The sequence below is a fragment of the Oceanobacillus neutriphilus genome, from assembly GCF_014645515.1.
Classification (GTDB): domain Bacteria; phylum Bacillota; class Bacilli; order Bacillales; family Amphibacillaceae; genus Oceanobacillus; species Oceanobacillus neutriphilus.
The window spans coordinates 339339-363171 of record NZ_BMLW01000003.1 but is presented as its reverse complement, the minus strand read 5'-3'; the positions used below and the strand labels follow the sequence as shown (position 1 = coordinate 363171).

The 23833-nt window shown below is 37.3% G+C and carries 16 protein-coding genes; 5 read left to right on the top strand and 11 right to left on the bottom strand.

Going from position 1 to position 23833, the window contains the following annotated elements:
- The first annotated feature begins 156 nt into the window (after positions 1 to 156).
- From IEX29_RS07220 to IEX29_RS07205, 4 genes are all read left to right on the top strand, one after another.
- A complete protein-coding gene (locus IEX29_RS07220; protein WP_188733779.1) occupies positions 157 to 2436 on the top strand; it encodes an ATP-binding cassette domain-containing protein in 2280 nt (759 codons plus the stop codon).
- Entirely contained in the window at positions 2426 to 3334 is a 909-nt protein-coding gene (locus tag IEX29_RS07215; RefSeq protein ID WP_188733778.1) for a helix-turn-helix transcriptional regulator, read from the top strand. Before IEX29_RS07220 ends, IEX29_RS07215 begins: the two co-directional genes overlap by 11 nt.
- 629 nt (positions 3335 to 3963) lie before the next feature.
- Positions 3964 to 4416 (top strand): HIT family protein, encoded by a 453-nt coding sequence (locus IEX29_RS07210; RefSeq protein ID WP_188733777.1) that lies wholly within the window; start codon positions 3964 to 3966, stop codon positions 4414 to 4416.
- Positions 4409 to 5221, top strand: a complete 813-nt coding sequence (locus IEX29_RS07205) for a PP2C family serine/threonine-protein phosphatase (RefSeq protein WP_188733776.1) — start codon at positions 4409 to 4411, stop codon at positions 5219 to 5221. Before IEX29_RS07210 ends, IEX29_RS07205 begins: the two co-directional genes overlap by 8 nt.
- A gap of 106 nt (positions 5222 to 5327) precedes the next feature.
- Here the strand turns inward: IEX29_RS07205 and IEX29_RS07200 are convergent, their stop codons facing one another.
- From IEX29_RS07200 to lepB, 6 genes are all read right to left on the bottom strand, one after another.
- Complete coding sequence (locus IEX29_RS07200; protein ID WP_188733775.1) at positions 5328 to 7043, bottom strand: ABC1 kinase family protein; 1716 nt, start codon at positions 7041 to 7043, stop codon at positions 5328 to 5330.
- 156 nt (positions 7044 to 7199) lie between these two features.
- Positions 7200 to 7619: a hypothetical protein gene (locus IEX29_RS07195; protein WP_188733774.1), complete on the bottom strand. Its 420-nt coding sequence runs from the start codon at positions 7617 to 7619 to the stop codon at positions 7200 to 7202.
- 39 nt (positions 7620 to 7658) lie between these two features.
- On the bottom strand, positions 7659 to 8750 hold the full coding sequence (gene ddlA / locus IEX29_RS07190) for a D-alanine--D-alanine ligase (protein ID WP_188733773.1): 1092 nt from the start codon (positions 8748 to 8750) through the stop codon (positions 7659 to 7661).
- 269 nt (positions 8751 to 9019) lie between these two features.
- Entirely contained in the window at positions 9020 to 10186 is a 1167-nt protein-coding gene (gene rodA / locus IEX29_RS07185; protein WP_188733772.1) for a rod shape-determining protein RodA, read from the bottom strand.
- Positions 10187 to 10202: 16 nt separating this feature from the next.
- Complete coding sequence (locus IEX29_RS07180) at positions 10203 to 10832, bottom strand: helix-turn-helix domain-containing protein (protein ID WP_188733771.1); 630 nt, start codon at positions 10830 to 10832, stop codon at positions 10203 to 10205.
- Positions 10833 to 11110: 278 nt separating this feature from the next.
- Entirely contained in the window at positions 11111 to 11659 is a 549-nt protein-coding gene (lepB, locus tag IEX29_RS07175; protein WP_188733770.1) for a signal peptidase I, read from the bottom strand.
- Between the two features lie 318 nt (positions 11660 to 11977).
- Between lepB and IEX29_RS07170 the strand changes: the two genes are divergently transcribed.
- Positions 11978 to 12265, top strand: coding sequence for a hypothetical protein (locus IEX29_RS07170; protein ID WP_188733769.1), 288 nt, complete (start codon positions 11978 to 11980; stop codon positions 12263 to 12265).
- 811 nt (positions 12266 to 13076) lie between these two features.
- Here the strand turns inward: IEX29_RS07170 and IEX29_RS07160 are convergent.
- The 5 genes from IEX29_RS07160 to addB form a co-directional block, all read right to left on the bottom strand.
- Complete coding sequence (locus IEX29_RS07160) at positions 13077 to 14576, bottom strand: alpha-amylase family glycosyl hydrolase (RefSeq protein ID WP_188733768.1); 1500 nt, start codon at positions 14574 to 14576, stop codon at positions 13077 to 13079.
- Positions 14577 to 14801: 225 nt separating this feature from the next.
- Positions 14802 to 15179: a YisL family protein gene (locus IEX29_RS07155; protein ID WP_188733767.1), complete on the bottom strand. Its 378-nt coding sequence runs from the start codon at positions 15177 to 15179 to the stop codon at positions 14802 to 14804.
- Positions 15180 to 15422: 243 nt separating this feature from the next.
- Entirely contained in the window at positions 15423 to 16580 is a 1158-nt protein-coding gene (locus tag IEX29_RS07150; protein ID WP_308423626.1) for a DUF418 domain-containing protein, read from the bottom strand.
- 2 nt (positions 16581 to 16582) lie between these two features.
- Complete coding sequence (gene addA, locus IEX29_RS07145) at positions 16583 to 20305, bottom strand: helicase-exonuclease AddAB subunit AddA (protein WP_188733766.1); 3723 nt, start codon at positions 20303 to 20305, stop codon at positions 16583 to 16585.
- A complete protein-coding gene (gene addB / locus IEX29_RS07140; protein WP_188733765.1) occupies positions 20298 to 23795 on the bottom strand; it encodes a helicase-exonuclease AddAB subunit AddB in 3498 nt (1165 codons plus the stop codon). The genes addA and addB overlap by 8 nt, the downstream gene beginning before the upstream one ends.
- Positions 23796 to 23833: the final 38 nt, after the last annotated feature.

Here is a 23833-nt window from a genome sequence, read left to right as displayed (position 1 = left end):
AAATTATTGAAAACAAAAAAATATAGCTCTTTGCAAGTAGAATGTAATATTGCACTTTGAGCTTGATTAGAAAAAATTTAATCCCTGACATAATGTTGTCAGGCAGCTCCTGTATAATTTGATTTATATTACAACAAATATACAGGAGCGATTACTATGAGTGAAAATCAATTTATTAAACTTGTTGGACTAAAGGAAAACAACTTAAAAAATGTAACACTTAGGATACCAAAGAAAAAACTTACCGTATTAACGGGTGTTTCTGGATCTGGAAAATCGTCTATCGCATTTGATACAATCAGCAAAGAAGCACAACGACAGTTAAATCAGACTTTCACTACTTTTATACAAAATCGTTTACCTAAATATAGTGAACCTGACGCAGAATTGATTGAAAACCTTTCACCAGCCATTGTTATTGATCAGAAAAGACTAGGAGGTAATGCACGTTCCACACTTGGAACCATTACAGATATTTATTCATTGTTACGCCTTCTATTTTCTAGAATTGGTATTCCCTATATCGGATATTCAAATGTTTTTTCATTTAATGATCCCCAAGGAATGTGCCCTAAATGTGAAGGATTGGGACGACAAATGCTGCCGAATGTATGTAAGATGTTTGATACGACAAAATCTTTAAATCAGGGAGCAATAAGATTTCCCCTATTCAAAGTGAATAGCTTTTATTGGAAATCCTATGTTTTGTCAGGACTTTTTGATAATGATAAGAAACTAGAAAATTATACAAAAAGTGAATGGAATCAACTGTTATATGGAAAAAATATTAAGATTAAGTTACCCTCAAGTGCTGGTGATATCAATTCTGACTACGAAGGTGTGTTAATCAAATTCGACAGGCTTTATCTGAAAAGAGATCTAAGTCAACACTCCAAAAAAACACAGGATTACGTGAAAGAATATACCATTTCAGGGCACTGCTCTGCTTGTAATGGGACAAGATTAAATGATAATACGTTAAGCTCTAAAATTAATTCCTATAACATTGCAGAACTTTCCTCAATGGAAGTAGAGGATCTTTATCATTTTCTTCAATCTATCGAAGAGGAAAAAGTAACTCCACTTATTTGTGGATTACTTACAAGAATTTCTCATCTGTTAAATATGGGGTTAGGTTACCTCACTTTAGATAGGGAAACCTCTACTTTATCAGGAGGCGAATCACAACGTATTAAAATGGTTAGGCATTTGAATAGTAATTTGGTGGATATGATTTATATTTTTGATGAGCCTAGTATTGGTCTGCACCCTCGTGATGTTACGAATTTAAACCAAATGTTAAAAAAATTGCGTGATAAAGGAAATACAGTGATTGTGGTAGAACATGATCGTGATGTCATTACTATTGCTGATCATATTATTGATGTAGGTCCTAGAGCTGGAGAAAATGGTGGGGAAATTGTGTATGAGGGTGATTTTCTAGGTCTGATTCATTCCAAAACATTGACTGGACAGTATATGAATTCGAGAACACTTATAAAAGAATTTGTTCGCCAACCACAAGGCTATTTGGAAATCAAAAATGCAACAGCACATAACTTAAAAGGGTTTAATGTCAAGTTTCCAATAAATACATTAACTGTTGTAACAGGAGTTGCAGGATCGGGTAAAAGCAGCCTGGTACATCAAGAACTTGTTCCCAACTTTGAAGATATTGTTGTTATTGATCAAAAGGCAATTAGTACGTCTAGAAGATCAACTCCCGCTACTTTTACGGGTATAATGGATTCCATTCGTAAATTTTTTGCAAAAGAAAACCATGTAAGTGAGTCCTTATTTAGTTTTAATTCCAAAGGAGCTTGTCCTAACTGCGGTGGTAATGGGTTTGTTTATACTGATTTAGCATTTTTAGAAGGTGTTCAAACAACCTGTGAAACATGCCAAGGCAACCGTTTTAAAGATTATATTCTTCAATATACACTAGGTGGAAAAAACATCAAGGAAATTTTAGATATGACAGTTAAGAATGCACTGCATTTTTTTAGGAGAGATGAAGTTGTTTCTACTTTAAAAGTATTATCTGAAGTAGGGCTGGATTATATGAAATTAGGTCAACCACTAAACACATTATCTGGTGGAGAATGTCAACGAATTAAATTAGCTAGTGAGCTACACCAATCTGGAAACATTTATGTACTCGACGAACCAACAACAGGTCTCCATTTGGCAGATATCGAACATCTATTAACCATTTTGAATCGGTTAGTGGATAATGGGAGTACCGTCATTGTGATTGAACACAACCTTGATATCATGAAACAAGCAGATTGGATTATTGATCTCGGACCAAGCGGCGGGAAAAAAGGTGGGGAAATCATGTTTTCAGGTACACCTCATGATTTGATAACAAAGAACAATTCCATCACAGCAAAATATCTAAGAAATGACACAAGGAGGGATAACCTTGAAAATTGACCGATTATTAGGAATTATTGTATTACTGATTCATAGAAAAAAAATGAAAGCAGCGGATCTATCGAGGTACTTTGAAGTATCGGAAAGAACGATATATCGAGACATCGATTCTCTTAATCGTGCTGGATTTCCCATCTTATCGCTTCCTGGGCAAGAAGGCGGTTATGAATTAATGGATGGGTTTCGGCTGGATAAAAGTCACCTCACTTTAGAAGATTTATTTTCTATCACTTGGTCATTGAAGAGCATGGAACAAGCAACTGGATTTGAGGATATCAGTAAATTAATCTCGAAAATTAATAAATTCATTGATTCTACTCCTATAGAAGATCCAAAAATCCAACTTCATTTTTCAAATGCAAAGAATCATATTCAAACTATTTATAAAGCAATTCAACACAGTAAAGTGATTGAGATTCGCTATATAGACCATAAAGGAAAAGAAACAAAAAGAGCGATTGAACCAATGGGAATTTATTTAAGTGACTCCAACTGGTACACATGGGCTTATTGTTTATTACGAGATGAACTCCGAGTATTTAAAATCACACGTATTATAGAAGTGAATGATACGATTCGTTCATTTAACAGGCGTCCTTTTGTGATGGAAGATATAGACGCAAATAGAGAAAAATCAGTAAAGAACAGAACACCTTTTACTGTTCATCTCCAATTTAAAAGTAGGATGAGAGCAAAAGTGTTAGATGATTTCCGAGAAAAGGAAATCACAAGTAATCAGGATGGAACACTGAATGTGGTCAGGGATTTTTACACCATGGATCAGGCTATATCACAAATTTTAAGTTATGGGAATCAAGTCCGTATTATTTACCCGAAAGAATTAATAACAAAATTGGTTGAATATGTCGAGCAAATAAAGGGATTATACAAAAAATAAATAATAGGTTAAAAGATGGAAAAATTAGAGTGTGACAAGCAATATGATTTTGATGCCGATAAAAATCAAGGTGAAATATAATTTTTGGGGGATTTCACTCTAAAAAAGAAAGCTTATTTATCCTCTCTTTTACGCATAATAAACCACCTCTATATATTTTACTGTTCCTGTTAAATTGCATACAGGTATAGAAAAACGCATTATGTGGTTAATGAATTCATATTAGTAATATCAGTTTTTATAATCTACTGGCGGATAGCAATTAAAAAAACCGTTATCTGGCAGTACTCTTTTCATGCATTAAGAATATCTTCTTTTTTTCTAGACGACGGTTTAAATAGCTGTCGTCTCTCTTTTTGTACAGCATTTATAGATGGAAAAAAGAAAACAACAGGAACAACCTGCTGCTTAGTAGTAACAAATGAATTTACTATTTATTTACCACTTTTGGCAGCTAAGTCATATGAAAATATGTGAAGAAACGTGAAGTATCTACCGACAGTAAAAATGCTCGAAAGCCAATAAAATAAAGCTATACGAGCATTTAAGAAAATTTAAAAAGATAATCAGAAATTTATACTTTGTTTCCTATATAATTCTATAAATAATTAAAAAAAGGGCGAATTCCTTTGAAAGACTGTTTTATTTGCAATAAACATGCTGGAAATATTGAAACTTCTGGAGTTATGATTTACGAGAACGAATATGTTTACGTGGGGCATATTGATAGAAATGGAAATCCAAATTATTTAGGTCACATTATGATTGATTTAAAAAGGCACGCTCCAACGCTTGGGGATATGAGTATGGAAGAAGCAAAAGCATTTGGTATGATTATTGCCAGAGTAAGCAAAGCATTATTAGAAAGTGAAAACGCTGAACATATTTATTCATACGTTTTGGATGATGCCGTTCCTCATCTTCATATGCACTTAGTGGCTCGTTACCCAAATACCCCTAAAGAATATTGGGGACCTAATGCTGTTTATGATTGGGAAGACGCTCCTTTTGGCAACAATAAAGATGTTATTGAATTTTGCAGTCGTATAAAAACATATTTAGAGAAAAATGAAAATGAGTAACAATATCATAAATTTTAACTGGATAGGGAGCCAAGAAAATTTCGTTGATAAACCAGCCGTTCTTCAGCTTAATCATATTGTGGTGGGGCGTTATGGCGGTAATTCGAACGCGGGACAATATAAAAATGAAGATGGATGTTTAATATGGTTAAACGAAAAGGAAGATTGGGAATTCACCATTCTTTTGGATGCACATAATTCATCAGAGAGTGCCGAAATTATTGTAGAAAATTTCGTTAAAGAAAGTTCTCAAATAAAAGATTTGTTAGCTTTACCGACAACGCATCAAACATTTAAAAGGTTGGAAGAAAAAATATTAAATATGTTTCAATCTCCAGAATTTTTATCTGCTTGTCAAAATGTCAAAGGAGAAACTGCCTGTTTAATTGTGTTAAGAAAAGATAAATATGTGTGGTGGTTTTCAGTTGGGGATTGTATTCTCTATTTATTTCATCCAGAACTGTCTACATTAGGTCAGTATCAATTAAATCAAAGACAATTCTATGAATGGATAGGACAAGTAAACACTTTTGAACAGGTAGTACCTTGTTATAGTGTGGGAATAAAAGAATTAAGACAAGGAGAAAATCATTTTTTTCTAACCACAGATGGCCTGATTGAATGCCCTAATGAGCCATATTCAGATCCGCTAAACATTTATAATTCTTTCTTTAACTCTAAAGAAAGTAAAAGTATCCACTCTATGTTGAAGAATATCCAAGGTAATAATGTTAGAGATAGCACTACCATAGTTTCCTGGAAAGTAAATATTTCTAAGGAAGCCACTAAAGCCAGCAATCAATAGGTTAAAAATTGCTGATTGCTTCGCTAATTATGAAGTTAAATGATATATAAAAGAGGTGCACATCAAATTGCACCTCTTTTTCCAAAGTTAATTTATGTTCTCTTCCCTAAAACCTTCCCGATCTGAAAATCGAAAAAATTAACCATATAAACAGCAGTACTGCAACAACAAAACCGATTTCAATAACCGGCAGACTCCAAAAGTAAGACACTTCTCCGGCAATTGCCGAGCCGATAATTAAACCGACCATTATAATACTAAAAGATAACAGTACAATACTGAAGGATAGCCGGTTACTGACTCTGTCAAGCTTCTTAAGAATCGTGTCCACCCTGGCAACCGATATTTCTAAAGGAAACTTCCCGGAACGCAGCAGCTTATAAATCGCATTGATATGCTCCGGTAAATCCAGAATAATATCTTTATAATCATCGACCTGCTCATAAACTTCTTCAGCTACTTTTTTCGGGCGGTATTTCTCCTTTATTAATCTTTTACCAAAAGGCTGCGCTATTTTAACAATACTTATATCTGGATCTAATCTTTCTACTGTACCCTCAAGCGTTAAGAGCGTTTTTCCGACTAAAGAAAGGTCAGCAGGAATCCGGATTCGATGTTTGGAAGCAACACGGAACAAATCATTGACTGCTTCTCCCAAGCTCACCTGACTAAATGGGATATCATAATATTTATCACGCAGTTCTTCCATATCTGCACGCATCATATCGTCATCTACATCGTCAGGAACAACACCCATTTTATAAATAGACTTCACAATAGCATGTGTATTTTGACGTGCCAGTGCAATAATCATATCTGTCAAATGATCCTTCATCATCGGTGTCAGCCGGCCGACCATTCCAAAATCCATAAATAATAATTGGTGGCCGGGAAGAACCATTACATTTCCCGGATGCGGATCAGCGTGAAAAAAACCGTCTATCAGAATCTGTTCAAATAAGTTATGAATTAATTTTTCCGCAATAATTTTGGGCTGATAGCCTTCCCTGAGAAGCTGTTCATTCTCATCCAATTTTATACCTTTGACAAATTCCATCGTCAAAACACGTTCTGTTGTATATTCCCAATAAACATCGGGAACTTTGACACCTTCTTTATCATTTTTAAAATTCATTGCAATTTTATGTGCATTTCTTCCTTCCAGCGTATAATCCAATTCAGCCAGAATAGATGCCTTAAATTCTTCAATGATTTCTGTGATTTTATATTGCTTTGCCCATTCTAAACGTGTTTCTGCAAGTGCTGCAAAATTCATTAAAATTTCTAAATCTGTATGAATTTTCTTTTCAATATTTGGGCGCTGCACTTTCACAGCCACCTCTTCCCCGGTCTGCAGAACTGCATGATGGACTTGTCCTATAGATGCAGCCGCTAAGGGAGTTTGATCAAAATTCTTAAATATTTCCTCAATGGGCTCCCCTAATTCCCGTTCTACAATTTCTTGTATGTCGGCATAAGGAATTTTCCCGACCTGGTCCTGAAGCTTCTCCAATTCTTTTATAATATCCGGTGGAATCAAATCATTTCTTGTACTTGCGATTTGCCCCAGCTTGACAAAGGTTGGTCCTAACTCCTCCAGGAAAAGTCTGATTCGCTCCCCTGTTGTTTTATTATGTATTTCTTTTTTCCCTCTGAGCACTCTCTCAGGTAAAGAAACCACTTTTTGCAATCCTAATTCTTTTACAATATAACCAAAACCATTTCGGGAAAAAGCTACCAGTATTTCACGATAGCGTTGTATATGGCGAATACGTTTATTGAAAATGGCGAGTCCCCTCCCTTCGTATCTGCTTCTATTCATAGTATACCCATTCTTATCCATCTGCTAACAGGAAATCCAGGCTTTCATTAGAAAGAGGAACTGTTTCTTTATTTATCGCAGCTCCTCTTTCTTTTCATTTACCGGGGAGGATCATCTGTCACATTTGTTCCAAATAATGTTCCTGTTAATGGCATATTATTTTTTAAAACTGGTCATCAATACTTTCACGTATAACCCGATCAGCATACAAACAGAAGGTAATATAACAGCTAAATAAATGAATTGCCCGTTTATAAAACCCAAATAAATATATGGCAGGGAATAAAACATCAGCGCCTGCGGCAGCACCACAGGGAGCAGTGTATAAAGTATCAGATTAATAATGAAAACCAATGAAACAGATTGCAAATTTTTTAATAACGTCCCTTGGTTAGTCAAAAACAATCCAAACAAAGCATATATAATTAAAATACTGAAGAATATTCCCTTTATCTGGTTTGTAAAGAGTACCAACAGCATTGCAGACACGGTCAGGAAAAAATGAAACATCACTGAAGGAAGATTACTTTGAAAGTAAACTTTTGCATTATTTTTTTCTGTTTTGCTGTTAGACATTCAATCATCCTTTTACAACTTTTAATCTGGAAGACACAATTAAATAGAGCTCTTTAATTGCTGATCTCTCTGATGGCGTTCGATTGCCAATTCAATTAATCTCTCAATCAGTTCCCGGTAGGAAATCCCGCTTTCTTCCCAAAGTTTAGGGTACATACTTATTTTCGTGAAACCTGGCAATGTATTAATTTCATTGATAATAATAGTATTGTCCTCTTTTAAAAATACGTCTACTCTGGCCAGCCCTTCACAATTTAGTGCTTCAAAAGCTTGAATGGCAGTAGTTTGAATTTTTTCTGCTACGTCTTTTTCCAACGAAGCCGGAATTTCCAGATTTGCCCCGGATTCATCAATATATTTCGCTTCGTAAGAATAAAATTCGACAGTTGGAAGTATTTCTCCAGGTACAGAAGCAATCGGATGATCGTTACCTAAAACCGAGCATTCAATCTCTCGTCCTTCGATAGCTTCCTCTACTAAAACTTTATGATCGTACATAAAAGCATCCTGAATAGCATGGTTAAATTCTTCCTCTGTTTCTACTTTGTGTACTCCAACCGAAGATCCCTGATTTGCCGGCTTGATAAACAATGGTGTGCCTAATCCCGCCACAATATCCTGATAGACTATTTGATCCTGCTTCGCTTTACGGAAGCTATATCCGCGGGCAACATTTAAACCAGCATCCTGAAGCAGACGTTTGGCAATATCCTTATCCATACTAATCGCCGAGCCAAGCACATCGGAACCGACAAATGGAATATTAGCCATCTTCAGCATTCCCTGCAGGCTTCCATCCTCCCCGAGTGTCCCGTGTACGATAGGAAAGATAACGTCCAATTGATCCATGCTTATATCAGAGCCAGTCTGAATAATCTGGTTCTCCTCTGCTCCAGGAACAATAGCAATTCCCTTCCCTGTTTTATTTAATGCAATCAGGCTTGGGTCCTCTTCATTTATTAAATAACGGGAACGATCATTTACATGCCAGTTTCCCTGCTTGTCAATGCCCAGCAAATGTACTTCATACTTATCTAAATTAATAGCATCTACAATATTTTTGGCTGATTGTAAGGAAACCTCATGCTCAGATGATTTCCCCCCAAATACAATACCAACTTTTTTCTTCATTTAAACCCTCTCCTTGTTGACTCTAATAACATAATTATTATATTCATCACATAATATGTTCTTACATCATGATTTGTTTGACCTGTATCGCTATTTTATCATAGAGTTCATTTCGACGGGGAATTAAATGCGCTAAATTCATAAGAAGAGGTGCCTCCTGCATGGGATAGAAATAAAGAGACGCTTAAATATCCATCTAATTTCTTAAAAATATCTCAGATGGTCTAAAAGTTACCGGCAAGCCAAAAAGAATTACCATTACCCTCTGTCTAATCACTGATAGCTTTTTTACGGAATAAATCATCCCTGGAAGAACGGATTTGCACACTAATTACTAATCCGACCATCATCAGATTGGTTATTAGAGAGCTGCCGCCATAACTTATAAATGGTAATGTAATACCTGTAATTGGCATTAACCCTATCGTCATCGCAATATTTTGGAAAACTTGAAAAGCAAGAATTCCAATGACACCGACACAAAGATAGACACCAAATAAGTTATTTGTCTCATAAGCGATCTTTGTAATCCGGTAAAGAAGCAGAAAGTACAACAGAATCAGAATGCTTGCACCAATAAAACCATATTCCTCTCCAATTACTGTAAAAACAAAGTCTGTATGTGCTTCCGGAACCTTCCCATTTTGAATCTGCATCCCCTGATTAAATCCGGCACCGCTTAATTGACCTGAACCGATGCCCATAATTGCCTGGTGAAGCTGATATCCATAGTCAGACGCATACTCTGACGGGTTTAACCAGCCATAAATTCTTTCCATTTGATGCGATTGAAACAAACGGGAAAAAGTATCTGAATAATAAGCATATATAAAAACTAAACCGGCTACTGAAGCAGCCATTGAAAAAAGTATTGGTAAAATAACTTTTATCGATATACTGGAAACAATAATCATTGTAAAAGCAATGGCAAATATAGTCAGAGCAGAACCTAGGTCCGGCTGAAGAAAGATAAAAACAAACGGAATAAGGGTTACTGCCATTATTTTCAATGTTAAATGAATACTCATTTTTAGAGACAGCTTTCGATTACCATGGCGTTCCAAAAGAACTGCCAAATAAATTATAAGAAATATTTTGATAAACTCAGACGGCTGCACTTCAAAAAAAACCAAATTTAGCCAGCGTTGTGAGCCATTGCGAAAGACGCCAAAAAAATGAACACAAATTAGAAGAAAAATACCAGCAGCATACATCCTGAATGCCTGATGCTTCAAAAGCTCATAATCAAAGAAAATAACTGCCAGCATGATCAGGATACCAAAAACGTACCAAACAGTCTGACGGATCACAAAATAATAAGGCTGTGACTGCGCATACTGCCCTGAACCACTATATATAGCAATTAAACTAATTAAAAATAATAAAAATAAGATTGTTATAATACTATAATCCAAATTATATTTCTTCTGCCGCATATCAAAAACCTCATTACTAGTATTTATTAGAAAGTAAATTCATTACTACCTGAACTGCTATAGCATCATCTAAATATCCAACCGGAAAAAGATAGTCTGGCACAACATCTGCTGTACTGATAAAATAAATTAGCGCTGCTCCCATTAAAATCAATTCCTTACGTGTGCCTTTTTTATGACAAAATCGATGAAAAAAGGATGTAAGCTGCTGCATGTATGCACCTTGATTCCCGGCGCTTTCTTTTTTTTCCTGGAAATTTTCAATTATCAGACGCTGACCTTCTTCTGTTTCAGCATCCTGCTCATATTCATATAATTTCTCCTCTATTTTTTTCATAGAAAAAGAATCGCACTGATCACCTGACTGCTTTAAAAAATGTTTAACCATTGCAGTATAATCCTGTTCGTCATTTATCCTTTTCTCAGTTGTTTTTACCGGAAGTCCATTTTTCTGAAGCAGCTCTTCAAAAGGTATATCCAAAACCTTTGAAATTTCCATTAAATGCTGATTTGTCGGCTTGCGTTTGTGGTTAATAATGCGTGATACAGTAGATATATTAATATTTGTTTTCTTACTAAGCGCCCGCATGGTAATTTGTTTTTCCTCTAATTTCTCTTTGATGTAATCTCCAATTCTATGATTCATTAACTATCCAGACCTTTCTATCATTCTAAATATTTTCTTTTGTTACTCCTAATATAAGAGCAGTGTTGACAATATGTCAAACTTTGTCGTAATTTTATTAGAAATATGGAAATATCTCAGGAATAAAAAATCGCCTTCATATACAGATGTATATAAAAGGCGGTATTCCAGTGTGACCTCTATTTTATTCTGAATAGCGTAAGCCCCGAAGTACGGCGTAAAATCCTTGATAAATAAAAACCCGCATGTAAAGGTATATCAGTCCTTCACATACGGGTTTATTGTGGTCTGCCAATATTACTGAATGGATAAATCCGGAATGTTACTTCTCCAATAATTGCCTGTTCATTTAAAAATCCAAAAAAGCGGCTGTCATTACTGTTTCCACGGTTATCTCCCAAAACAAAATAGGTGTTTTCAGGAACAGTAGAGTAGCCTGTCAACTCTTCTAATGTAAAATTCCCGGTTTGAAAGGCAAGTTTTGCAGGACTGTTTTCGTTCAGCAAGTACGGCTCATCTACCGGTTCTCCATTTAAGTATAAAACATTGTTTATATATTCAATTTGATCACCAGGCATGCCAATCACACGTTTTACATAGTAATTATCAGAGTCAGGAGCATGGAATACTATCACATCAAACCGGTCAATGGACGCGATTTTATTGACAATAATCTTATCTTGATCCCAGAAAGTAGGCTGCATGGATTCTCCCCAGACAACAGAGGGAGCAAGAAGGAAATTTTTCACAAAAAACACAGTAATAGTAATAATTACTGCTATTCTGCATAACAGATAAATTTTTCTCTTCAGAAGACCCTTCTCCATGCCCTGTACCTCCTTAAAGTAAATTGTATCTTTCACTATATTTCAATTTTATTATACTATATAATCAGGAGAAATGTCACATAAATAAAAATTACTGTACAAACACTGTATCTTGTTATATCAATGTTTTTATTAAAACATCAGTAAGCATATAATATTTTATAGAACAAACTAAAAAATGACGGTTCCTTTCGATTGGTATACTAAAATAGAAGTGACACCTACTTGTTGGTGTTTTTTATTTTTCATTTTTCAGTGCTAACTGCTAAGTGCTTTAGTACAATAGTGTAAAGGAATAAATAAAAATGAGGTGATTAAATGAGTAATAAAACGTGGAATATTATTTGGGTGTTTTTTGGAGTAACAATAACTGTCGGCGGGCTGACAATGGCTTATTTCGGGGAAAGGGATCAGTTGGGTTTTGTTATGAATAATAAACTTATCAAAACGGCGATTTGGTTTTATGTGTTTGTAGGAATTTATTGTATGGTATATTCTGTAGTCCGCGAAAGAACAAAAGCTAGCACTAAAAAGAAAATATTGTATACTTTTATTGTATTAGGTATTGCTTTTTTATATTTAACAATTACTCGGATAATATTATAAATATGAAATTGAAATAAGGAAGTTATTTTATATAAGTTTAATTAATAATTTTAACTTACAACCTTACACAAAGCCGGTCGATAGATCATATGCTTGCACGGAATAATATCATCAATAAATTCTCTGACCTTGAGCGAATTTTTCGGACATCCGAAAAAAGAAGCATTTTTTCAGCCCTTTCCATAACCCTTCAATGAGGTTGAGTTCTGGGCTGGAGGGTAGTAAATACTCAAGTTCCAGCCGGCCTTTGTTTTCATCTGGAAAAGGACGGAGAAGTCAGGTGGGTCAAATAAAATTTACTGTACAATCTTACTATGTGTATTCAAGCCCCGACACTCCTTTTCAACTGGCCAAAAGACAGGATGTTATCAATTTTAAAGCTTCTCACCTGTTTACGATAGTAGCAGTAAGCTAAAATTTTGAGGCTATCTATGTCAACCACGCTTATTATTCGTTGGCTGACCTTGCCTTTAGAGTCTATATAATAGATCATTACCTTTTCTTTTTTCTCCATCGCCTTTGTTAAGAAACGGATCATTTTAACCACCTCAATAAGAACTTTTGTTCTGAACACTTGTTCTTATTATATCAAAATAGATGAAGTTGTAAACATGTAATAAGTGGAAGAAATTATATCACAGATAAATTAATCTTGGTTTACTTTATCTAACTTACGTTCGCATTAACAGGACTAGTTGTACACATAAAAAAATAAGCCCTCAAAAGGACTTATTTTTATAATAGATTCATTTTCTAAGCTGATACCACAGGCATTTGTGCCTGCACTGGAAAAACTTCTGTGCTTTTATTTTCAGCTTTCTTGATGTTCCCTTATTTTTTGTTTTCTTTTTAACAGTATAACTGCAATAACAAACAATGCGAGAACCGAAACGATAAAACCGATAAACAGCCAATTAAAGCCTTTAGCTTCTTCTAAAATATACACTTCAACGGATTCTCTTGGTATTCCAATCCGGTAGTTGCCTTCTTTGTTTTCACGTACTAAATTATCCTCTAAGATACCTTTTAACTGCATGCCAGATTCTATATTATCTACATCTATATACGCTGATTCACTTCCGTTATTTATAGCTGCATACATTACCTCATCTTGATAGCTGCGACGGAATACCAGCATGGACCCTTCAGACCCGACATATTCAAAATCACCAAATCTTAATGCAGGAAACTCATTATGCAGGGAAGCAATACGTTTATGAAATTCCTTTAAATCGTCATCTCCGCTATTAAACGGAACAAGCCGCTGGGACTCCTCAGCATCGCCACCATACATTGGAAGCTCTGTCCCTTGCGTAATCATTGTTGCACCCGGTGTTGTATACATATATGTTAATGCCAGCGTCCAGGCTGTTAAAGTATTACGTTGATTTTCTGAAAAAATATTTGTAAAACGTGCCTGCCCAAAACCGTCTATCTGTTTATAAAAATCGATTAATCCTTGTTCTTTCCAGGTATCATAAATCGCAGAAACATCATTGTCACTTTCTGCAAATGTTTCACTTAATTCTTGATTCAACTCCGGATAATTAATCATATCAAGCGATGTATTTTCTAATAAATTCTCTGCTTCATCCCTGGTTGCTTCTGTTATATCACCAATAAGATAAAAATCAGGGCGATTTTCTTTTAAAGCTGCAGTAAAATCTTTGATAAACGCTTCTGGTGCAGCATCAACATCAGGCAGCTTAAATCCATCAATATCCGTTTCGGATTCCCAATACATAGCAGCATCTAATATATAATCTGCAGCATCCAGATTCGTTAAGTCTAATTGGACCGTTTCGGATAACCTTTCATCTTCTGAAGCCGGTGCTCCCAGCCACCAGTCTTCTTTATCCGGATCATCTGTCAAAGGGCTTGTATCTGCAGCATAGTTAAGCACAAAATCAATAACAATTTTCATATCACGCTGATGCACTTCTGATACAAGGCGCTCAAAATCTTCCATTGTTCCAAACTGTGGATTTACTTGATAAAAATCCGTAATCCAAAATCCATGATAGCCTTTTTCCTTATTCTCCATAATCGGTGACAGAGAAATCGTAGTAATCCCGAGATCCTTCAGGTCATCTAATTTATTTATGATTCCCTGAAAGTCACCGCCATGATAGTTATAAGGATCATCAATATCTATTTCTCCCTGAATTTCAGTGTCCCCATTATTAAACCGGTCAACCAATATTTGATAAAATATTTCATTATGTATATTCTGGTCCTGTGCATGAGCTGGTATTTGTATGATGAACATACTTATGAAAGCAGCAAGTCCCATACTAATTTTTTTGATCACAGACTTTCCCCTCCAATGATAATAAAACTGTCATTTTTATTGTACTTTTTGAACATCTTCTATTATCACTTATTTTCTTAAAAAATCATACCTTGATTAAAATGATGTAAAAAAGCGTTCACAATTATCTTTGCAAATAAATAAAGTACCCCAGCCAGCTGACCAAGGCACTTTATTTTATCCTGTCCCACAGGAAGTTATTGTTTTAGCATAATTCCTCTTATTTTAGAATAAAAAGCCCATTGGCAGGCGGAAGAAGCCTAAAACAATGACAATAATCAGCGCAATAAAGAATTGAACCCATTTGCCTGTTGCCGGCTTTCCTTTTTTCGCAGAAACTAATATCATTTCCATCATTACTACAATCCAAATACCAGCAAGTGCTTTTACAATTACTTCACCTAGTATCGGCATGGAATAGCCTTGAAAATAATCCCAGGTTAATAATCCTCCGGTGATGATGATAAATAAATAGACAAGACGTAAAATCATATGAATAATCGTTGCAGGCTTATTACTGCTTTTTTTGTACAAGACTAATGCAATAATAAAGAAAATCAGTCCCAGTGCCCACGCAGTAATATGCAGGTGTGTTCCCCCCATGTAAGTTTCCTCCTTCATTTTTATAAGTACATGTAATAATCATCTTCCACATTTAACAAAAATGACTAATAATCCGTTTACTATAAGTGCTTGTTCAAAAAGTAGTCAAATTAGAAGCAAGAAGGTCAAGGCGACGTAGAGATTCGCAGCTTATCATTTGGGGACTTTTTGAACATCCTCTATAATACCATTTTCTTCCCTAAGATGACATTTTAATGTCCCTTTGTCAACAAATCGCCATGATTAACGTCTAAACGGCTGCATTTTTTTATATGTGATACATCTCCATAACCACTCGACAGGTCCAAACTGAAAATAACGAAGCCAAATCGTACTGCCAATAATTTGCAGGCAGAAAATAATAAGGACAATCAAAATTTGCTGAAAAGGACGAACTTCTCCGTAAAGTCCGACACCGACACCGTAGAAAAGCCAAAAGGAAATAACAGATTGCAGCAAATAATTGGACAGTGCCATTTTACCGATCGGTGCCAGAACACGAAGTATTTTTCGTGAGATACCCTTTTGCCATAATAACGTAATGCTGGTCAGATAGAAGACTGCAGATGCTGTCCCTCCGATATTATCCTGCACCAAAGCAAACCAGAGCGGGTTACCAAACAGATAAGGCCCGATTTTAAACAGAATAAATACAATCAGCGAAATGATCCAAATCTTTTTCAAAATACCACTGTAGGAAAGCGGGTCATGAAACCATCTCTTTCTTGCCAGATACATCCCGAATAAAAATAAAGGTAGAATAATAAAGGGATAAATGAAAAAGCCTAAAATACCATTCGACAGCTGCCAATCTTGAAAATTCTGCGCCATGATAATAGAAAAATCACTGGAGCGATAGCTTTGAAAGGCCTGCTCTATTTCGGATGTATTGCCCAGAACGATAAAATCCCTTGCTGCGTATTGCAGACTTGTGAATGCAATTGTTGAAAATCCTAATAGACCAAACCCCCAGCCTGCCAGGGTTTTATCCCCGCTATTTAAGAATAACAGCAGTAAAAATCCCATCGTTCCATAGGTTAAGAGAATATCTCCATTCCACACTGCAAAAGCATGAATGATTCCAAAAACTATTAAGGTTCCCAGTCTTCTTCCGAAAAAAGCATACGGTGAAATGTCTTTTTTATCCAGACTATCCTTTTGATTTTGAATTCCGAAGCCAAAGAGAATAGAGAATAAAGTGTAAAAACTGGCTTGAAAGAAAATATCAATAAAAGCCAGGCTGAATTGATCAATTCCAGCAGTCCAGGTATCTTCTGCTCCGCCATAGAGAAAATAAGGAGCAGAAAATGATCCTATATTAACCATAAATATACCTAAAATAGCAAAACCCCTTGCAGCATCTATCCATTCTAATCGTTTATTCACTTGATAAGGTTGCACTTTTATTCTCCTTTGATAAGAAGCTTTTTAGAAAAGAAATAGAGATATGTTTCCTTAACAGGCCGCTTCCAGATTTCTTCAATTGCATAGCGGTAAAGCTCCATCTGTGTTTTATACCGTTTTCTCAGCTTCTCCTCTAATTTTTCTGTGACATCTTCTGTAATCATATCTGTTTTGTAATCAAGGATAATACAGCCTTCTTCCAAAGGAATGATACAATCGATAACCCCTTGGATTAATACCTTTTCTTTCATAGGGTCCTTCCAATCAGGATATACTTTTTCAGCTGGAAGCATCAAACTGAATGGTACTTCCTTAAATACGTTGTTCTCCGCAAAAATTTTCTGTGCAATCGTTGATTCTAAGAAGTCTACAATAGCTGAAGCAGATACACTTTCCGCTTCTGGAGTTGTCATTTTCTCCTCTTGAACCAGCTTCTCCATAAACTCCTCCACTTCTTCTTTGGAGAGTATTCCCTTTAAAGGAAGATGCTGCATCACGGTATGAAGTGCAGTCCCTTTCTCAGCCGGAGTTAATTTCTTTTCAGCCTGCATAAATCTCGGCCGGTTTGTAATCGGACGTATCGCAGATTGTGGAATCATTCTCTCATCACTGTACGCATCCTTCTGCTCCTGCTGCCTTTTTAATTCTGTGACGGATTGCTTTGCACGGGAGTGTACAGCCTGTTGATATGGATATTGGTAGGAAAGCCGTCTGTCGACCCAAGTATCCAGGTCTTTATTTTCCTGTTCAAGCCTGTCCCAATTTCTAATTTGATTTTTTAACGCATCTTGTTTTTGCTGCAGCGTATTCTCAAGGAAAATAAGATCCTGACTCGGATGAATGTGTACATTCCACTTTGATGAATCATCCGTGATTTCAGATAAAACGCCGGTTCCAATCTCCTCTTCTCTCAAAATTTCCGCTTGAGGATGACGAATTAGTGCTGGTCCGACCCAATCAAGATAATTCTTTGCTCCAACCCGAAAATACGCAGGCAATACCCACTCTGCATGATGAACAAGCCATGACCATGATGCTTTCCGCTTCTCTGCAGAATTGACTGTTCCTACCATGAACAACTTCTCTTCTGCACGTGTTAAGGCTACATATAATAAGCGGATTTCCTCTGACAGCTGCTCTCTTCTAATTTTTTCTCTCATCGCATGATAAAACAAAGTGGAATATTGAATTCGTTTATCGGGATCAATAAATTTACTGGCAAATCCCAGATCTTTATGAAGTAAATATTTCTCGTTTAAATCCATCATATTAAATTCTTTATCCATACCTCCAAGGATCACGACAGGAAATTCCAGACCTTTGCTTTTATGAATCGTCATTATCCGGACAACATCTTCCTGTTCACTAAGGGCACGTGCAGCCCCTAAATCCTTCTGCTCTTCTTCCATCCTTTCAATAAAGCGAAGGAAACGATATAAACCGCGAAAAGAGGTTTCTTCATAGCTTCTTGCCCGGTCATACAGAGCCCGTAAATTTGCCTGGCGTTGTTTACCGCCAGGGATACCGCCAACAAAATCATAATAGCCGGTTTCCCGGTAAATTTGCCATATTAATTCTGACAACGCTCCTTGCTGGGCAGATAATCTAAAAGTACCCAACAGCTCCAGAAATTCCTTTAACTGTACAGTAACCTGATTCTCTTCCTGCTCCAAATATGCTATCAGTGCATCATAAAAATTTCCGTGGCGATTCGCTAATCGGATTGCTGCTAAATCGTTTTCCTTCAAGCCCACAACAGGTGAACGCAACACAGCAGCCAGCGGAATATCCTGACGCGGATTATCAATTATCTTTAATAAACTGATCATGACCCTGATTTCAATTGCTTCAAAGTAGCCTGATGTTAACTCTGCATAGACGGGGATGCCTTGTTTTTTCAACTCATCCATAATAACAGGTGTCCACGTCATCGAACGCATTAAAATGACAATATCCCGGTACATCAGATTTCTATGCTGGCCAGCTCCCTTATCCACCACTTGCATAGGTGTATCTGTCCCTTCAGCGCCAATCCATTCCCGGATTTTTTTTGCATAAGCCCGCGCTTCAATTTGTGCTTTTTCTAAATCTTCCCCCGTCTCTTCCCCTTCTCCGGACTTCTGTCCTTGAGGATTATCAATCATCAGCAATTCCGGATTAGAGTGGAGCGGAAATTCATCATATAGACGATTTCCGTAAATAAGCTCGGCATCCTGGTCGTGGTCGTATTCAATATCGCCGACCTCTTCATCAAAAAGCTGACGGAACAGATAGTTAGCACCAATCAGCACCTCTTCCCGGCTTCGGAAATTCCGGTTCAAATCAATTCTTTCGGCAGGATAATTGGTTGCGGCAAACTGTTTATATTTCTCAATAAACAGGGATGGCTCTGCATGACGAAATCCATAAATGCTCTGTTTCACATCACCAACCATAAACATATTGCCATTATCCTCAGGATTACGGACTAACTGAAGAATACTCTCCTGTACAAGGTTCGTATCCTGATATTCATCAACAAGCACTTCTTTATACTGCTTTTGCAGCTGTATAGCAATAGGTGAAGCGCCATTAGGAGCTCCATCTTCATCAGTCTCCATTAAAATCTCCAGGCAATAATGCTCTAAATCGTTAAAATCAACAATAGCCTGTTCTCTTTTTCGTTGTTGAAACTGATCCATATAGTTTTCTACCATGGAGGTCATCTGTTTTAAAACAGGTGCCATCCCCTGCATATCCTGGATGTGGGCAGCCAGACTGCGGACAAACCATTTTTCCTTCATTTTGTCCCATCTGTCTTTGACTTTTTTTCGGAAAGCCTTCACCTGTTCCCGTTTTTCTGGATTATCTTCTACTTTTTTTCTTGATAACGCTGCAAACTTCGTATCATGAACAAATTGGTGTAATATATCCCATTGTGATAATTTTTCCGTTGCCGCTTCCAGCACCGCCGTGTCTTTTTCCAACGCATCCAAATAATGATATGGTCCGTCCGGCTCTCTTGCCACAGCAATAGCTAAAGCATTCTCCTGCTTCATTGCTTTCAGTTGGTTGGCAATCTCTTCCTTGACTTCCTGAAGCCAGGGAATGGTTTCTTCTGTCCAGTTTTCCTCTATTTCGTAATTTGTTGTCAGCTGGTGCAACCACTTTTTGGGCGAGGGATGTTGAACTGCGAAATTCGCTGTTTTCAGGATTAATTCTTCTACATCCCGGTCACTTCTATCATTCGAAAAACGGTTTACTACTTCAAAAAACTGTTCCTGTTCCTGATTGGAATCATCGTACCAGCCTTCCAGCAGATCATCCAGAACCTCACGCTTTATCATATCCATTTCCACATCATCCGCAATCCGGAAAGAAGGGTCTAAATCAATCATATAGGCATTTTTCCGTACAATATCTAAGCAAAAGGAGTGCAGCGTTGAAATAGATGCTCTCTGCAATAAAGACAGCTGTTTTTTTAAATGAAGAGACCCCGGTTTTTCAGCTAATGACTTCTCCAGTGCTGCTCCGACTCTCGCCCGCATTTCCTGTGCTGCTGCGTTCGTAAAGGTAACGACGAGCAGTTCATCAATATTAATCGCATCGTCTTCCTTTAAGAGTTTTTGAATAATACGTTCAACGAGGACAGCTGTTTTTCCAGAGCCGGCTGCTGCAGCTACAAGAATATCCGTACCGCTTTGATAAATTGCCTGTTCCTGTTCTTCTGTCCATTTAACCACGGATTTCCCCTCCTTTCAGCCGTTCAATGACTTCTTTTTCTTTTATATTTGGTATTTTTCTATAATTATTTCCTTGCAATGCCGGGTCAAACTGACAAACTGCATGAAAAGGACAATACGTACATGCCTCTGTATCCTTCTTCAAAAACGGATTAATTTCCACGCCGCCGGATGTCATATCCAGTCCTGCCTTTTCAAGCAATACATGGATATGGTTTTTAAGCTGCTCAAAGGTATCATTATCCGCAATTTTCGAATGATGGTTGAATGTCCCGTCTTTTTTCAGACCAGCAGGAATAATATTACTTGTTCCCGTTTCTAACGATTCGTCCATCGTCCTGGCGATTTCTTCATCTGATAACAGCAGCCCTCTCATTTTATAAGACTTAAAGATTTGCCCTTCTATATCACTGTCTATTTTTTCTTTATCCAGATTAATCATTGGATTATGCACATGAAAATAAAGGACACCTGCCGGATTCGCCTGCTGACCGAGCCATTTTTCCGAATGTGTCAGTACAACATCCAAATAAGTTAACATTTGCAGGGCAAGGCCATAATAAACCTCCAGCAGATCCAAAGCACGCGAGCTTGATTTATAGTCGATAATCCGCAGATATAAATCCTGATGAAGCTCTGCTTTATCTACACGGTCAATCCTCCCGCGCAAGAGAAGCTCATAGCCATTTTCCAGCGGCAGAATAAGCGGCGGCAGCGGACTGTCCTTCTCTCCAAAACTCAGCTCCAGACCTACCGGGCTAAAATCTGTCTGTCTAGCCTGCTCACTTAATATAAATGCTGCTCTGGCAATTATTTCTTCCAGCTTCTGCTGAATATAGGTATATCGATTGGAGCTATGCAGAATTTGATGCTGAAGTACAGGTGATAATTTCTGAATGGCCCGGTGCGCATAACCCGCTGACGTTTCTCTGGTAAGCTGCTTGAAATCTGTTTTTTCATTCTGAACCCATTCTGTAATTAAACGTAATGCCTCATGAAACAGTTGTCCGATATCAGGAGCATCTAATTTGTAAGTCTGCCGTTCCTGTAAATTCAGGCTGTAACGCGCAAAATGCTGATAGGAGCAGCGATAATAGGATTCCAGACGGCTGACACTTGCTTTGATTTGTTTTGGATAAAGCTCTTCAGCTGTTTCTTTATTTAATTGCTCCGGCAGGTTTTTATAAAATAAACCTTGTAAAATACGATAGGTCATCCCATCCTTGGGCTGATTTTTGACATACCAGTTGTAAACAGCAAACCAGGCCTCATTGATCTCATATCCCCGCTGCATCCTGGCGAATTGCGTTGTCAGAGCAGCCCGGGTTTTCGTTTTAGTAGTAATAAATCTTAGTGTATCTGCAGTATCTTCCACATCCTGAAATAGTAAATGCTTCTGGCATTTTGGAAACAGATCCTCTATCCTGCTGATTACTTGAGAAGGAACTTTCGCTTTTCCTTCCTCATCACTGATTGGATAACTAATCATTAACCTGTCCTTGGCAATCGTTAACGATAAATAGATATAAAACCAATCATCAAGCAGCTGTCTTTTTCCATTCTCGGCAAGCTTCAAGCCATTTTGCTCCAACAGCTCTCTTTCTTCATCATCAATCATGCCGTCTACCGGCGGCTTCATTGGCCATACTCCTTCATTGACACCAAGTAAAAAAGCGCAGCGGACATTAGACATCCGCGATCTGTCGATGGTACCAACCAAGACATGATCCATCGTCGGTGGAACATGAGAAAACTCTAATGCTTCAAATCCGGCATTTATCGATGCGTTGAAGGTAGACATATCCAGCTCTTCATCACCGGCAATCTCGACCATTTCATCCATCAATTGTATAAGTGCATCCCATACCTGCTGCTGTTCCCTTCCTTTTTCAGGAATACCCTGCTCATCAAAAGAGGCACGCATTTCCTCCAGCTTTCCAGGAACACCCAGCGATTCGAGCCAAATAAAAATAGCTTCACAGCGCTCTTTCACGCTAGAGGCAGTACGAAAGCTTTCATCAAAATATCGGAGTGCCTCTGTGATTTGCTTCCGGTATCTGTTAATTTCCTCCTGCATTTTGCTTTCAAAGCTCGTCTGCGCTGCCTGATCAAATCCGCGGAAACGCTGATATTTCCAAGGCTTATCATCTAACCACTGCTTCCGGTAACGGATTCCGTATTCTATTGTATAATTCTCCAGCTGATCAATTGCATCTCTTGTTAATGGAAGTTCCTTATCACTGGCAGGTATAAATCCTGTTTTCAAAACACGAAAAACTGCATCCGACCGCCAGCCGTTTTCAATTGCTTCCAGCATCGAGCGGACCAATTCAATTAAAGGATGATGCAGCATCGAACGTTTCTGATCAAGAAAGACTGGAATATTATAATCTCCAAAGATTGTTTCAATTAAATCAGCATATACATCCGATTGCCTTACTAAAATGGAAATATCACGATAACGATATTCTCCGTCTCTTACCAGTGAAAGGATTTCCCCGGCAACACCTTCCACTTCCGCACGGGGATGAACCGCTTCAGCTATTTGAATGGGCGCATCCTCTATATACTCAGGAGAAGGACGGACATCGAAATTTTGTTCCAGATGAGCAAAATAGGCACGATCTCTAAATTGATCATCCGCCGGATCTAAATAAACCGGCTGTTCAAACGAAATGCCAATTTCCCCGGCAACAGCTGTTAATTGCTGATAGGTCTGGTTTGTCTGATAAAAGATATCTAACTCCTCCAGCTCTTCAGCATTAACCGGATCTAACGTCAAGCCGATATGAACCGCGGCACACTTTTTCATCAATTCGGCAATGACGGATATTTCCTGAGGCGTAAATCGATGGAAACCGTCTATATAAATATGCGCTCCTTCCAGCATGCCGGCTTTTGGAATTTTTTCCTTTAATATTTGTAATCTGTCTTCATTATCCATATAAGTATGCTGCAGCTGTTTAAGAAGCTGGTCATAAATATAAATGAAATCATCCAGTTTTCGTACTAATCCCATTTCCGATGGAGATTGATGGACAAATTTGTTTAATTGATCCTGCTGTATCCGAAGTGTGTCAGGTGTAATTTCATACCTTTTAAATTCTTGAATAACGGATTCCAGCTGATCAAGAAATCCCTGCTTTTTCATTGCTTTTTGGAATGCCATCCAATCTCCATTTTTCTCAGAAATAATTTTTCGAAGCATCATTTGTGTCCCAACTGAGCTGATAAAAGGCTTTAACCCTCCCCCAGTTTCTTGTAAAACACGCCGTGCAAGTCTTGAAAAACTGGCTACCTGTGCCCGGATACTTCCATTTAAACGCTCCCGGCTAAATAAAGCTGTTTCTAATTGAAATGTCATCTGATCCGGAACGATATAAAAAATAGCCGGTCCAATTGGCTCTTTTTGCAAACAATTTTCAATATCATTCATCATCCATTCACTTTTATCTGTACCGGACCTTCCTAAAATAAATTGTACAGTCAATCGCACACACTCCTTTTTTAATGACATATGTATTTATA